A 14605-nucleotide genomic window follows, 5' to 3' on the forward strand; every position below is an offset into this window, starting at 1 on the left:
CGCTGACGCGTTAGCATGGTCTCTCATTTTTCGGGAGACCATGCGATATGGCACAGTTTTTCAACCAGGCTTTCAGCTGGCTACGCAGGCTGTTTCCTGTCGAGTATTCATATCCTGCCATGGATATCCGGCTTCCCGGCAACCGCTCGCTGCATCTGGTCGGCAGCATTCATATGGGCACGCAGGATATGCAACCGCTGCCCGCGGCTTTGTTACGCCGCCTGCAAAAAGCCGATGCCCTGATTGTCGAAGCCGATATCAGCGGAACAGAATCCCCTTTCAGCATGTCCGGCGAATTTCCGCCTCTGGCCGATCGTCTGACCGAATCCGAATATCTCCACATTGAGCGCTTATGCGAAGAGCTTGGCGTTTCAATGTGGACGCTGAACCCGCTTCCTTCCTGGCAGGTCGCGCTGATGTTGCAGGCAACACAGGCACAGCGTCTGGGATTGCGCGGGGATTACGGCATCGACTATCAGTTGTTGCAATCGGCAAAGCAGCAAAACACGCGGGTCATCGAACTCGAAGGGCCGCAGGAACAGTTTGAACTGTTGCAGCAACTGCCCGACGGCGGCAGAGCGCTGCTCGAAGATACGCTGACACACTGGCACACCAACGCCCGATTACTGCAAACGATGATCAGCTGGTGGCTTGATGCCAAACCGGGGCTGGCGATTGAACAGCTGCCGAATACGTTCAGCAACGATCTCTACGATATTCTGATGAATCAGCGCAATGTGCGCTGGAAAAAACAGCTTTCCGAACTTCCGCCGGGAAATTACGTGGTCGCCGTAGGGGCGCTGCATTTGTATGGTGAAGGGAATCTGCCGGAATTGCTGAAAGGATAAAAAAATGGCCGGTTTTTAAGGCCGGCCAGTCAAAGAGGAATTTCATTTTTTTGTTATAGCTTCAGTACCGGCCTTTTCAGGCACAGCACCGGCGCGCACAGGGTAGCAACCTGTAGCGGGTCTTGGCAATAACCATTCATTGCTCTACTATTTCCCCTCCGCGTAATAAAGATACTTTGTTGTTAAATTTCATCAGATTGAGCTGATGACGTTTTTTCGAACAAAAAAACAAAATAAGGAGACAGGTATGACCCCTGCCGTATTGCTCCTGGAAAAAAATAAAGTCAGTTTTACCCTTCACCCGTATGAACACAGCAGCGACGAAACCAACTTTGGCGACGAGGCGGTAAAAAAGCTCGGGCTGGATGCGCGTCAGGTCTACAAAACATTGCTGGTTTCACTGAATGGCGATCCCAAAAATCTCGCCGTTGCCGTCACGCCGGTGGCATCAATGCTGGATCTGAAGAAAGTCGCCAAAGCGCTCGGCGCCAAAAAAGCCGACATGGCCGATCCCGTCATCGCCCAGCGCGTCACCGGTTATCTGGTGGGCGGCATCAGCCCCCTGGGGCAGAAAAAGCTGCTGCCGACGGTGATCGATAGCCCGGCGCAGACTTTCTCTACCATTTATGTTTCAGGTGGTAAACGCGGGCTTGATCTTGAACTTGCGGCAGGCGATCTTTGCCGCTTACTGAAAGGCCAGTTTGCTGAGATCGCAAAAGCCGACTGACCGGATCGACTGGTTCCCTACACGCATTTCCTATATGCACAAATAAGACAGGTTCATCTGCTATGACCGACAATACGGCCACGCCAGACAGCCCGCAGAAAGACGCAGTCAAAAAGACTGCGTTTTCTATTCTGGCGGCGATCAGCGTTTCTCATCTGCTCAATGACATGATTCAGTCGCTGATTCTGGCGATCTATCCGTTGCTGCAAAACGAATTCTCACTCAGCTTTACTCAGATTGGCCTGATCACGCTGACGTATCAGATTACCGCGTCGCTGCTACAACCGCTGATTGGTTATTACACCGATAAACATCCGCAGCCATATTCGTTGCCTGTCGGCATGGGCTTTACGCTGTCTGGTTTGCTTTTGCTAGCCGTGGCGCAAAGTTTCCCGGTGGTGCTGCTGGCCGCCGCGCTGGTCGGTACAGGTTCGTCAGTGTTCCATCCTGAATCGTCCCGCGTGGCGCGTATGGCTTCCGGCGGACGCCACGGGCTGGCGCAATCGCTGTTCCAGGTCGGCGGGAATTTCGGGGCATCGCTTGGCCCGTTGCTGGCGGCGTTAATCATCGCGCCCTACGGTAAAGGCAACGTCGCGTGGTTCTCGCTGGCGGCGCTGCTCGGCATTGTCGTTCTGCTGCAAATCAGTAAGTGGTATCGCCAGCAGCATCTGATGGCGAAAAAGCGCGGACCGGTGAAAAATACCGTGACCTTGTTGCCGCGTAAAACTGTGGCGATGTCGTTGGGGATTTTACTGGTGCTGGTGTTCTCGAAGTATTTTTACCTGACCAGCCTGAGCAGTTACTACACCTTCTATCTGATTCATAAATTTGGTGTTTCCGTACAGAATGCGCAAATCCATCTGTTCGTTTTCCTGTTTGCCGTGGCAGCCGGAACCATTATCGGCGGTCCGGTTGGGGATAAGATTGGGCGCAAATACGTCATATGGGCGTCAATTCTCGGCGTCGCGCCATTTACCCTGCTTTTGCCGCACGCCAATCTGATGTGGACCAGCGTTCTCAGCGTCATTATCGGCGTGATTCTGGCCTCGGCGTTTTCGGCAATTCTGGTGTTTGCCCAGGAACTGATGCCGGGAAAAGTCGGTATGGTTTCGGGGCTATTCTTTGGCCTGGCGTTCGGCATGGGCGGCCTTGGCGCTGCGGTGCTGGGCTATGTGGCGGACAGAACCAGCATCGAGCTGGTTTATCAAATTTGTGCCTTCCTGCCATTGCTGGGGATACTGACGGCATTCCTGCCAAATATTGAACGTAAACAAGCCTGAAGCATTCCCTTCCACTGCCGATAATGATTTATCGGCAGCAAAAAAAGCCGTTGCCTCTTGAGATTCGCCCGCGAAAACCCATTTAAATCTCCCGTTCGAATTTTTTTTTCGGTCTGTCGTGCATTTAGCGCAAAAAAGGCCAAAAAATACCAACGCGTAAACGATTTTTACCATAAACTTAGAAACAATCTGCAACACATTTGTGCCATGCATAACCAGAAGGAGACTGAATGCATCATTCTACGCCTCTCATCACTACCATCGTCGGCGGTCTGGTACTCGCTTTCCTGTTAGGAATGCTCGCCAACCGCCTGCGAATATCCCCTCTGGTTGGCTATCTCGCCGCAGGCGTGCTGGCCGGTCCTTTTACACCGGGCTTTGTTGCTGATACTTCACTTGCACCGGAGCTGGCCGAAATCGGCGTGATATTGCTGATGTTTGGCGTCGGTTTGCATTTTTCCATGAAAGATTTACTCGCGGTAAAGTCGATAGCCATTCCCGGCGCTGTAGCGCAAATCGCGGTAGCGACGCTGCTTGGGATGGGTTTATCGCGTTTACTCGGCTGGGACATGGCGACCGGGCTGGTGTTTGGCCTCTGCCTGTCCACCGCCAGTACCGTAGTTCTGCTGCGTGCGCTGGAAGAACGGCAACTCATTGAAAGTCAGCGCGGGCAAATCGCCATCGGCTGGCTGATTGTCGAAGATCTGGTGATGGTACTGACGCTGGTTTTGTTACCAGCATTCAGCAGCATGCTCGAAAGCAACCACGCCAGCATTACCGGCCTGCTGACTGAACTGGCGATTACTATCGGCAAAGTCATTGCCTTTATGGTGCTGATGATGGTTGTCGGCCGCCGCGTGGTGCCCTGGATCCTGGCAAAAACCGCCAGCACCGGTTCACGCGAGCTGTTCACGCTGTCGGTTCTGGCACTGGCACTGGGCATCGCCTACGGCGCGGTAGAATTCTTCGACGTGTCGTTTGCACTGGGCGCGTTCTTCGCCGGGATGGTGCTGAACGAATCCGAACTCAGCCAGCGCGCCGCGCACGATACGTTACCGCTGCGTGATGCTTTCGCCGTGCTGTTCTTTGTGTCGGTCGGCATGTTGTTTGACCCGATGATTCTGGTGCGCGAACCGCTGACAGTCGTCGCTACGCTGGCGATTATTGTGTTCGGCAAGTCGATTGCCGCCTTCTTACTGGTGAAGATGTTCGGGCATTCGCGGCGCACGGCGCTGACGATTTCAGTCAGTCTCGCGCAGATTGGTGAATTCGCCTTTATCCTCGCAGGTCTGGGTATTTCGCTGGGGCTGCTGTCTGAGCATGGCCGCAATCTGGTTCTGGCGGGCGCAATCTTATCGATTATGTTTAACCCGCTGCTGTTCAGTTTGCTGGAAAAATATCTGGAAAAAACCGAGACCATCGAAGATCAGAGCGTTGAAGAAGCGGTGGAAGACGAAAAACAGATCCCGTTTGATCTGTGCAATCACGCCCTGCTGGTCGGTTATGGCCGCGTGGGAAGCCTGCTTGGCGAGAAGCTTCAGGCTGCCGGTATTCCGCTGGTGGTGATTGAAAATTCGCGTCCGCGCGTCGAAGCATTGCGCGATCAGGGAATAAGCACGGTGCTGGGGAATGCCGCCAATCAGGAAATTATGGATCTGGCGCGTCTTGACTGTGCCCGCTGGCTGCTGGTGACGATTCCGAACGGTTATGAAGCCGGTGAAATCGTCGCATCAGCCCGCGCAAAACGGCCCAATATTGAGATCATCGCCCGTGCGCACTATGACGATGAAGTCACCTACATCATGGAGCGCGGCGCGGACCGTGTGGTGATGGGCGAGCGTGAAATCGCCAACAGCATGATCGATATGCTGCAAATAGACACCCTGACCGAAGACCAGAAACGGCCATTTTGCCCCATCTGATTCTTTCTGAATGCCGGGCGCAGTACTTTTGCTGCGCCCGTCCCCTTCCCGCACAAATTTCCCTTTAACTTGCGCAACATAAAAAGAACCAAATCAGATCGTTTCGCGGTATCCTCTTTTTATGCCAAAAATTGACCGGTACTGCGATGTTGCTATCCCATCTGGAAACGTTGAACATTTTGAGCACGCCGGTCTGGGTTGTCTCATTACATAACCAGCAAATTCTTTTCGCCAATACAGCGGCCAGAAAACTTGCGGGTAACAGTTTGCTTGGTCCCCTGCGCAACGGTCAGTTTTCGGCCCGGTCTTTGCAATCCCTCGAGTCCTATCTGCCACATCTGAAAAAAGGCGATCAGGTGATTGAAATCTGGACCATCCACAAAGAAGGTCGTGCCTTCCCTCTGAGCTGTCGTCTTTCTCTGGCACAGTTTGGCTTGCAGGAACAGGTCATCGTGTTCGAAGGCACGCATACCTCTGCGGCCAATGTTCCGGCACCCGGTTCATTCCTGAGCGAAGCCCGACCTTACCGCCGTGATCAGAGCGGTTTCTATGAACGATTTTTCCAGACCAACACCGCGCCGATGCTGCTGATTGACCCGGACAATAACGGGCAAATTGTGGATGCAAATCTGGCGGCGACACGATTCTATGGCTATTCACGCGATGAAATGTGCATGAGACACACATGGGAAATTAATGCGATGGGGCAGGATGTATTACCCGTGATGCATGAAATCGCGCGTTTGCCCGGCGGGCATAAGCCGCTGACGTTTATGCACAAACTGGCAGACGGCAATCTGCGTCATGTGCAGACCTATGCCGGCCCGGTGGACGTGGATGGCGTGCGGCTGATGCTGTGCATCATTCATGATATTACCGAGCAAAAGCGCCTTGAGCAGGAGCTGGAACACGCGGCGCTCCGTGATCCGCTGACCGGGCTGGGCAACCGCCGCCAGTTTATGCAGTTGGTGGAAAACGCGCGGACGCAAAACCCGCAGCGAACGCATAATTTCAGTCTGATGCTGGTGGATGCCGATCACTTCAAGACGATTAATGATCAGCACGGTCATAACAAAGGCGATGATGCGCTGGTAATGCTGGCGCGAACGCTGGAAACGGGGATCCGCGAAAGCGATACTGTGTTTCGCTGGGGTGGCGAGGAGTTTCTGATTTTGCTGCCGCTGACCGGCCTGGAAGGCGCATTACATGTCGCTGAGACGCTGCGCTTAGCCGTGGAAGGATTTACGCACAATGATTTACCTGCAATGACCGTGAGCGTCGGCGTGGTGCAGTATGAAACGGGGGAAGACTTCACCCGGCTGTTTAAACGTGTGGATGACGCGTTATATCGCGCGAAAACGTCAGGCAGGAATCAGGTTCAGGCGGGCTGAAAAAAAGGGCGGAGGTTCAAATCCCCCCGCCCTTTTCACTTCCCGTTCCCGGCCACGTTTATCGTTCCCAGTAACTTTCTTCCAGACTGTCTTCACGTTCCGGCAATCCTCGCGTCAGACGCGGAGAATGCTGATTCAGTACCTGATAGCTGACGCGGTTGGCATATTTGCACACCTGCGCCAGCGAGGAATACGTCAGATACTCACGGGCGTGTTTGCTGGAATTCGGCACAGAAGTACGGTGGAAACCGTTAGCCGCAATGTCATGCAGCAGCGCAGACAGCGCGCCATCGCCCGCCCCGTTGGTATTCATGATTTTTTCCGGCCCGCCCATATACGGCGCGATATGCGAATAAATTTTCATTGGCTGCTGGCAGCAGTCGCGGCGCATGGCGCGGCTGAATTCATACTGGTTGAATTCAGCAATTGCGCCCGGCAGCAGCGGATGCTGCGTGGTGCGCTTGAATTCCTCTTCGGTATAACTCGCCATAAATAAGCCGTTCGGTCCGGCGGTACACAACACCAGATCCACCCACTCCAGAGCCTTGTCGGCGGCCATCAGCGGGTCTTTAAGACCAGTCAGTGCGAAACCCTCGTCTTCGTTCATCGCCAGAATCGAAACGTGATCACGCAGGAAATCACGCCAGGCCTGAGGATCATCGGCAATGACGTATTGCGTACCGAGCGTTAAGACCACCGGCACCTGATGTTTTTTCGCGTATTCAATCGCCTGCATCGTAGCTTCCGGCATCGGTTCGCCGGGTTTGCTGCGTAACAGATAGGACGTCAGCAGCAGCGCGGACGCCCCGGCAATGACCTCTTCCGGCACGCTTGAGGCGTGCAGTTCGTTCATTTTGCCCGGACTGATGGCAAACGTACGCTCGCCGGTATCGCTTATCAGCGTGAAGCAGCGGCCAATTGCGCCATCCACGCCTTGCAGGTAATTGAGATCAACACGGCTGGAGGTGTTACAAAGATACCGGTAGGCGTAATCGCCAATCTTCACGTTGCTGCACATCACGCCGAGCAGGACGGAACGGTCATCGGCCAGCACGGAGTAGTTGTGCAAGGTATTGCCGACGGTACCGCCCGCAAACTGATGAGAAATGAGATCATGACTTCTCAGTTCCTGATAAAGCGCTTCCGACATTTCATCATTCAGAATGTTGGATTCGCCGGGCGTCAGCCCGTAGCGGGCCACAAAACTTTCATCAACGCGCGCTTCAATATCGACCATGGTCTGGTCGATACCCACGATATAAGACGCGCCGCCTTCGGATTCCGGCTGCATCTCCTGCAACATGGAGTCACGCAATAAGGGGTCACGTGCGCTGACCGGAAAATAGTGTTTAGACTTACGTTTACCAGGAAATTTCATTCATTGTTCTCGGGAAATTCAAAAAGCTCAGGCTTCAGTCAGAAGTGCTGAGTGACCAGCTGTTGCAGCAAATCGATATGCTCGGGCTGGTCGTTTAAGGCGTCAATATATTCGAAGCGCTCTCCGCCTGCATGAATAAAAATCTCACGGTTCTCTTCTTTGATTTCTTCCAGCGTCTCCAGACAGTCCGCCGCAAAGCCCGGGCAGATAATCTGAATGTGCTTAACGCCCTGAGCCGGAAGGCCTTTCAGCGTTTCATCGGTATACGGCGTCAGCCAGGGTTCGCGGCCAAAGCGCGACTGAAACGTCAGCATAATTTTGCCGGCGGGAAGTTGCAGCGCCTCGGTCAGCGCCTGCGCCGTTTCATGGCAGCGTTTTTCATAATCATCGCCTTCCGCTACAAAACGTTTCGGTATCCCGTGGAAGGACAATACCAGACGATCCGGTTCACCATGCTGAGCAAATGAACGTTCGATGCTGGCTTTCAGCGCAGAAATGTACGCCGGATGCGTGGCGTAATCGCGGATAAAGCTCAGGGAAGGCAGGCGACGCCGGGATTTCAGCACACGCGCCACGCCGTCAAAAACGGCCGCGCTGGTGGAACAGGAATATTGCGGATACAGCGGCAGAACCACCATTTTCGTTACGCCCTGCGCCAGCAATTTTTCAATCGGCTCTTTCATGCCCGGCTTGCCATAACTCATCGCCAGTTCCACCGGCGTCCCCGGCAGACGCTCTGCCAGTGCCTTTTGCTGACGGCGGCTGAACACCATCAGAGGCGAACCTTCTTCCATCCAGACCGCTTTATACAGTTTAGAAACGCGCGGAGAGCGCAGGGGCAAAATCACGAAATTCAGAATAGGCCACCACAGCAGACGTGGGGTATCCACAACGCGGATATCACTCAAAAACTCAGCCAGATATTTTTTAACGGCCTGCGGAGTTGGTGCTTCCGGTGTCCCGAGATTGACCAGAAGGACACCGAATTTGGTCTGCGTCATGCGGAATTTCCTAAATTGAAGGCCCTGAAGCCAGTGTGAAAAGATGGGCGCCGCCGTTTAACTGAGACATGGCAAAGTGGCGCACGTCATTGTAACGAAAACAAAGACAATCGGAACAACGGCAATAGCTATCAATGCGAATTGTTATTAATTACCCGTCATACTTCGGGTTGCAGAAAAACAAACGGGGCGACCGAAGTCACCCCGTGATAGTGCAGAACTTGTGAGAATTAGCCTAAAATTTTAGCCAGTTCATCACGTACTGCGGAAACCTGCTGTGTACCGTCGATTTTGACGTATCGGGTGTTACCCGCAGCGGCTTCTTTGCTGTAGTAGGAAATCAGCGGCTCAGTCAGCTCATGGTATTCCACCAGACGTTTACGCACGGTTTCTTCCTGATCGTCTTTACGGGTGATCAGTTCTTCGCCAGTGACATCGTCTTTGCCTTCAACTTTCGGCGGGTTGTACTGGATGTGATACACACGGCCAGAGCCCGGGTGTACACGACGGCCAACGATACGGTCAACGATCAGTTCATCCGGCACATCGAACTCCAGCACGTAATCCACGCTGATGCCTGCGTCTTTCATGGCGTCAGCCTGCGGGATCGTGCGCGGGAAACCGTCTAACAGGAAACCTTTACGGCAATCTTCCTGCTGAATACGTTCTTTCACCAGTGCGATAACCAGTTCATCGGTGACCAGTTTACCGGCATCCATAATCTCTTTTGCTTTCTTGCCGAGCTCACTTCCGGCCTTCACAGCGGCGCGCAACATATCACCGGTAGAAATCTGAGGAATACCAAATTTCTCCATGATGAATTGAGCCTGAGTACCCTTACCTGCGCCCGGAGCGCCCAGCAGAATGATACGCATTGCGTAAATCCCCTTGCATGTAATTATTATGAATCTCGAAAACCGGTCAACCATACCATTCTGAGCACTTTTGCTCAAGGAACAACCCCTGCGGGCACCGGGTTAACGCAACGGAAAACGCAGCGGCCATAAAAAAAGGGCCTCGTTTTCACGATGCCCTTTTCAGTGTTATTTCAGCCAATTATGCCTGCAACAGCGTATTCATGCGGCGGATAAACAGGTTTGGATCTTCCAGCGTACCGCGCTCAGCAAACAGCGCCTGATCGAGCAGCAGTTCAATCCATTCGCTGAACTGGTCTTCGTCAGCCACATCAGACGCGCGTTTCACCAGCGCGTGTTCCGGGTTCAGCTCAAAGATGTATTTCACTTCCGGCGCGTCCTGACCGGCAGCGGCGAACAGTTTTGCCATCTGCGTGGTCATTTCATCGGCACCGGTGGTGACGATAGCTGGCGTGTCGGTCAGACGGTGCGTTAGACGCACTTCTTTCACGCGATCGCCCAGCAGCGTTTTCACACGTTCAACGAACGGCTCCAGCGCTTTCTCAGCTTCTTTCTGCTCTTCGCTTTCGTCAGCCAGTTTGTCGAGCGTGTCGTCGGCTTTGCTGACGGACTGGAAGGTTTTGCCATCGAACTCAGTCAGATAGCTCATCATCCATTCGTCGATGCGGTCAGACAGCAGCAGAACTTCAATGCCTTTTTTGCGGAACAGTTCCAGGTGCGGGCTGCTCTTCGCCGCGGCATAGCTGTCAGCGGTGATATAATAAATCTTGTCCTGACCTTCCACCATGTTCGCCACATACTCTTCCAGCGACAGTGTTTGCGCGCTGTTGTCATTGCGGGTGCTGGCGAAACGCAGCAGTTTGGCGATCGCTTCTTTGTTCGCGCCGTCTTCTGCCGGGCCTTCTTTCAATACCAGACCAAACTGTTTCCAGAATTGCAGGTATTTTTCGTTGTCGTCTTTGGCCAGTTTTTCCAGCATTTGCAGAACACGCTTGGTCAGCGCGCTGCGCAGGTTCTGGGTAATACGGCTGTCCTGAAGGATTTCACGCGAAACGTTCAGCGGCAGATCGTTGGAATCTATCAGGCCCCGCACGAAACGCAGGTAGTTCGGCATGAACTGCTCGGCTTCGTCCATGATGAACACGCGCTGAACATAGAGTTTCAGGCCGTGTTTGTGATCACGGTTCCACATGTCCCATGGCGCCTGCGAAGGGATGTACAACAGGCTGGTGTATTCCTGTTTACCTTCAACGCGGTTATGGCTCCAGCTCAGCGGATCGCTGAAGTCATGGGAAATGTGTTTGTAGAATTCTTTATATTCTTCATCGGTGACTTCGGCTTTACCACGGGTCCACAAAGCCTGCGCTTTGTTGATTTGCTCCCAGGTCACGGTGCCGTCTTCTTCGTTGCGGGTTTCGACTTCAACCGGCAGCGCAATGTGGTCGGAATATTTGCTGATGATGGAGCGCACGCGCCAGTCATCCAGGAACTCGTCCTGATCTTCACGCAGGTGCAGGGTAATTTCGGTCCCGCGATCGGCTTTTTCGATGTCTGCCAGGGTGTACTCGCCTTCACCGGCGGATTCCCAGAACACGCCTTCATCAGCGCTGGCGCCCGCCGCACGGGTACGCACGGTCACTTTGTCTGCCACGATGAAGGCAGAGTAGAAGCCCACACCAAACTGGCCGATCAGCTGGCTGTCTTTAGCCTGTTCTGAACCGACAGATTGCAGGAAAGCCTTGGTGCCGGATTTCGCGATAGTCCCGAGGTTGTCGATGACTTCATCGCGGGTCATCCCGATGCCGTTATCGCTCAGCGTCAGGGTGCGTTTTTCTTTATCAAACGCCAGACGCACATGCAGCTCGCCGTCGCCTTCATACAGTTCAGGCGTAGACAGCGCACGGAAGCGCAGTTTGTCAGCGGCATCGGAAGCGTTAGAGATTAACTCGCGCAGGAAAATTTCTTTGTTTGAATACAGAGAATGGATCATCAGATGAAGCAGTTGTTTTACTTCAGACTGGAACCCGCGTGTCTCTTGTCCTTTCATACTCATCAAATTACCTCAATCCAGATACTGTTAGTGACCAAATCAGACGTTGAGGAGTAAGTGGGGTTATGGACCGGGGTTTTCAAGCATAAGGGAAAATTTTTAAGAAGAAATGCAGAGGGATAGCAGAAATTAAGCCGGGGCAGCAAGGTGCGCCCGGCGATAATAGTCAGAACCGGAAGGGATTGCGTCCGGCGAGGGAATGCGACAGCGTGGTGCCGTCAACCATATCCAGTTCGCCGCCGACCGGCACACCGTGCGCGATACGGCTCGCCAGCACGCCATACTGGCCGCACATTTCTGCGATGTAGTTAGCGGTCGCTTCACCTTCAACCGTCGGGTTAGTCGCCAGAATCACTTCCTGAATGTTTTCACTCTCAAGACGCTCTTCCAGACGGCCTAAACCAATATCGTCCGGCCCGATGCCATCCAGCGGTGACAGGTGGCCCATCAGCACAAAATAGCGACCGGAAAACTGACCGGTTTGTTCTATCGCGTGAATGTCCGCCGGGCTTTCGACCACGCAAATCTGGCCGTTCTCTTTACGCCGTGGATTGGCGCAAATCGTACAGATTTCCTGCTCGGTAAAAGTACGGCAATCGGCACAGTGACCGATTTCAGACATGGCGCGCGTTAAAGACTGCGCCAGCCGCATTCCGCCGCTGCGATCACGTTGCAGCAGCTGGAATGCCATACGCTGCGCTGACTTCGGGCCAACGCCCGGCAGGCAACGCAACGCCTCCATTAAAGATTCAAGGAGAGGGCTGGTTTGCATCAGAATGGCATCTTAAAGCCTGGTGGCAATTGCATGCCGCCAGACACCGCTGCCATTTTTTCTTTCTGAGTTTCGTCGATACGACGAGCCGCATCGTTGAACGCCGCAGCGATCAGATCTTCCAGCATGTCTTTATCGTCTTCCAGCAGGCTTGGATCGATTTCAACGCGACGCACGTTGTGCGCACCGTTGATGGTGATTTTCACCAGGCCAGCGCCTGATTCACCGGTGACTTCCAGCTGAGCGATTTCCGCCTGAGCTTGTTGCATTTTTTCCTGCATTTGCTGGGCCTGTTTCATCAGGTTACCAATGCCGCCTTTTCCAAACATAGTCTTCTCTCTCAGCAATGGCCGCGTCACAACCGCGGCGTTTAAATAGGGCGAATACTTTCTTCATCCAGCTCTGCATCGAAGAAACGACGCAAAGTCTGAATGTTGTTATCCGCAATAATAGACTGACGCGCCTGCGCCAGCTTTTCTTCATAAATGGCCTGACGCCATTCCAGCGGCGTTTTCACCGCCAGATTATCATCTTCCACTACGGTCAGTTCAACCGGAGTCTGATGCAGTGCCGATAAGGCATCCGACAGTACTTTCTGCGCCGACGGTGAATTCAGGTGCTTTTGCGATGAACGCAGATGCAGGCAAATTTTGCCCGGCTCGGGTTGCTCACAAAATGCATTCAGTGCCAGCTGTTGTACCAGTTTTGGCATTGGCATCTGGCTAATCTGAGCGGCCCATGCGTCACGTTCAATAGCTTCTTCGGCGAGACGCGAAGCCAGTTCCGGCGATTTTTCATGTTCCAGCGCGGCACGTAATGCTTTTGGCGTGGCGACCGGTTCCGGCGCTTCTTCCGGTTCGTTCTGCGCAACCCAGCGGTACGCCTCTTCTTTTACCGGCGCAGCGGGTTCTTTCTTCACGCTGGCCATTGTCTGCGCACGTTCAGTCACCGAAGCGAGGCGCTCCAGTGCTGAATTTGCCGGCCGCGCTTTTCCTGGCGCTGCCGGCTCAGCTTTTTTTGGGGTGGTACTCCCCTGCCTGAGCAACTGAGTTCGCGCCTGCAAAAGCTGGGCGGTGGTGTCCGGCATCTGCGCCGGTTCCGCATTGCCCTGCGACGGCGATGACGAATAATTCTGTGGAGCTTGCGGAGCCTGAGGCGCGTTGTACGGCGCGGCGGACTGCGCCGGTGCCTGTGGTGGAACGTACGCAGGAGCCGCCACCGGCTGAGGCGCCGGTTCTGCAATAATGACTTTCGGATGGAAGGCCAGCGCGCGCAGCAACGTCATTTCAACGCCCATGCGTTTGTCCGGCGCATACGCCAGCTCTTTGCGGCCAATCAGTAATGTCTGGTAGTAAAGCTGGACGTCGGCTGGTGGAATCACCCGCGCCAGCTCACGCAAACGTTGTTCGATCGCGGCGTAATGGTTGTCGAGGACGGAAGGTAACAGCTGAACCATCGCAATGCGGTGCAGTAATGCCAGCGTTTCCACCAGCAGATTTTCCCAGTCCACGCCACGCGATGCGGCCTGTTCCACCTGCGCCATCATCTGGCCGCCGTCCGCACTGACCAGCGCTTCAAGCATGGCCAGCGGCTGTTCGTCGTCAAGCGTACCGAGCATCTGCGCTACGGTTTCTGTCGTCACCGCGCCCTGCCCCATGGCGATGGCCTGGTCGGTAAGGCTCAGCGCATCACGCATACTGCCGTCCGCCGCGCGAGAAAGCAGTTGAAGCGCACGCGGTTCAGTCGTGATGGTTTCTTCAGTTAAAACGTGTTCGAGCTGTTTGCGGATCTGTTCAGCGTACAGCGCCTTCAGATGGAACTGCAAACAACGCGATAAAATAGTGACCGGTAATTTTTGCGGATCGGTGGTCGCCAGCAGGAATTTCACGTGCTCCGGCGGCTCTTCGAGCGTCTTCAACAGTGCATTAAAGCTGTGGCGCGAGAGCATGTGGACTTCGTCAATCAGGTAAACTTTGAAGCGGCCACGGGCCGGTGCGTATTGCACGTTATCCAGCAATTCGCGGGTATCTTCAACTTTGGTGCGGGAAGCGGCGTCGATTTCGATCAGGTCAACAAAACGGCCCTGCTCGATTTCGCGGCAGTTATCACAAACGCCACAAGGTGTGGACGTGATGCCCGTTTCGCAGTTAAGCCCTTTCGCCAGCAAGCGGGCAATAGTGGTTTTCCCCACGCCGCGGGTACCGGAAAACAGGTAAGCGTGATGGATGCGCCCGAGCGACAGGCCATTAGCCAGTGCGGTCAGCACATGTTCCTGTCCGACGACGTCGGCAAAAGTTTGGGGGCGCCACTTACGGGCAAGAACCTGATAGCTCATTAATACCGGGAAAGTCAGGGGATCAT

At 54.1% G+C, this 14605-nt stretch carries 12 protein-coding genes and 1 other annotated feature; of the genes, 5 read left to right on the forward strand and 7 right to left on the reverse strand.

Annotated elements, in window-relative coordinates; genetic code table 11:
* The first annotated feature begins 47 nt into the window (after positions 1 to 47).
* From J1782_RS12260 to J1782_RS12280, 5 genes are all read left to right on the forward strand, one after another.
* Positions 48 to 848 (forward strand): TraB/GumN family protein, encoded by an 801-nt coding sequence (locus tag J1782_RS12260; RefSeq protein ID WP_217153244.1) that lies wholly within the window; start codon positions 48 to 50, stop codon positions 846 to 848.
* A 247-nt stretch (positions 849 to 1095) separates the two neighbouring features.
* Positions 1096 to 1575 carry a Cys-tRNA(Pro)/Cys-tRNA(Cys) deacylase YbaK gene (ybaK, locus tag J1782_RS12265; RefSeq protein ID WP_152327908.1) on the forward strand — a complete coding sequence of 160 codons (480 nt, stop codon included), beginning with the start codon at positions 1096 to 1098 and terminating at the stop codon, positions 1573 to 1575.
* Positions 1576 to 1637: 62 nt separating this feature from the next.
* Entirely contained in the window at positions 1638 to 2855 is a 1218-nt protein-coding gene (locus J1782_RS12270; RefSeq protein WP_217153245.1) for an MFS transporter, read from the forward strand.
* 230 nt (positions 2856 to 3085) lie between these two features.
* Positions 3086 to 4777 (forward strand): YbaL family putative K(+) efflux transporter, encoded by a 1692-nt coding sequence (gene ybaL / locus J1782_RS12275; protein ID WP_165059330.1) that lies wholly within the window; start codon positions 3086 to 3088, stop codon positions 4775 to 4777.
* 146 nt (positions 4778 to 4923) lie between these two features.
* The gene (locus tag J1782_RS12280) at positions 4924 to 6168 is read left to right on the forward strand and encodes a sensor domain-containing diguanylate cyclase (RefSeq protein WP_152327905.1); all 1245 of its coding nucleotides are present in this window, start codon (positions 4924 to 4926) and stop codon (positions 6166 to 6168) included.
* Between the two features lie 58 nt (positions 6169 to 6226).
* On the opposite strand, the gene J1782_RS12285 is transcribed toward J1782_RS12280, so the two are convergent.
* The 7 genes from J1782_RS12285 to dnaX form a co-directional block, all read right to left on the reverse strand.
* On the reverse strand, positions 6227 to 7546 hold the full coding sequence (locus J1782_RS12285) for an inosine/guanosine kinase (RefSeq protein WP_152327904.1): 1320 nt from the start codon (positions 7544 to 7546) through the stop codon (positions 6227 to 6229).
* 38 nt (positions 7547 to 7584) lie between these two features.
* The gene (gene hemH, locus J1782_RS12290; RefSeq protein WP_217153246.1) at positions 7585 to 8547 is read right to left on the reverse strand and encodes a ferrochelatase; all 963 of its coding nucleotides are present in this window, start codon (positions 8545 to 8547) and stop codon (positions 7585 to 7587) included.
* Between the two features lie 230 nt (positions 8548 to 8777).
* Positions 8778 to 9422 (reverse strand): adenylate kinase, encoded by a 645-nt coding sequence (gene adk / locus J1782_RS12295; RefSeq protein ID WP_217153247.1) that lies wholly within the window; start codon positions 9420 to 9422, stop codon positions 8778 to 8780.
* 181 nt (positions 9423 to 9603) lie between these two features.
* Positions 9604 to 11469, reverse strand: a complete 1866-nt coding sequence (gene htpG, locus J1782_RS12300; RefSeq protein WP_165059721.1) for a molecular chaperone HtpG — start codon at positions 11467 to 11469, stop codon at positions 9604 to 9606.
* A gap of 169 nt (positions 11470 to 11638) precedes the next feature.
* On the reverse strand, positions 11639 to 12244 hold the full coding sequence (recR, locus tag J1782_RS12305) for a recombination mediator RecR (RefSeq protein ID WP_095924987.1): 606 nt from the start codon (positions 12242 to 12244) through the stop codon (positions 11639 to 11641).
* On the reverse strand, positions 12244 to 12573 hold the full coding sequence (locus tag J1782_RS12310) for a YbaB/EbfC family nucleoid-associated protein (RefSeq protein ID WP_013576599.1): 330 nt from the start codon (positions 12571 to 12573) through the stop codon (positions 12244 to 12246). Before J1782_RS12310 ends, recR begins: the two co-directional genes overlap by 1 nt.
* A 41-nt stretch (positions 12574 to 12614) precedes the next feature.
* Positions 12615 to 14579 (reverse strand): DNA polymerase III subunit gamma/tau, encoded by a 1965-nt coding sequence (gene dnaX / locus J1782_RS12315; RefSeq protein WP_217153248.1) that lies wholly within the window; start codon positions 14577 to 14579, stop codon positions 12615 to 12617.
* Positions 13218 to 13282 (reverse strand) — a sequence feature (DnaX frameshifting element). Its footprint overlaps the gene before it by 65 nt.
* Positions 14580 to 14605 lie beyond the last annotated feature (26 nt).

Source organism: Rahnella sp. BCC 1045 (assembly GCF_019049615.1).
In the GTDB taxonomy this organism is placed as follows: Bacteria; Pseudomonadota; Gammaproteobacteria; order Enterobacterales; family Enterobacteriaceae; genus Rahnella; species Rahnella contaminans.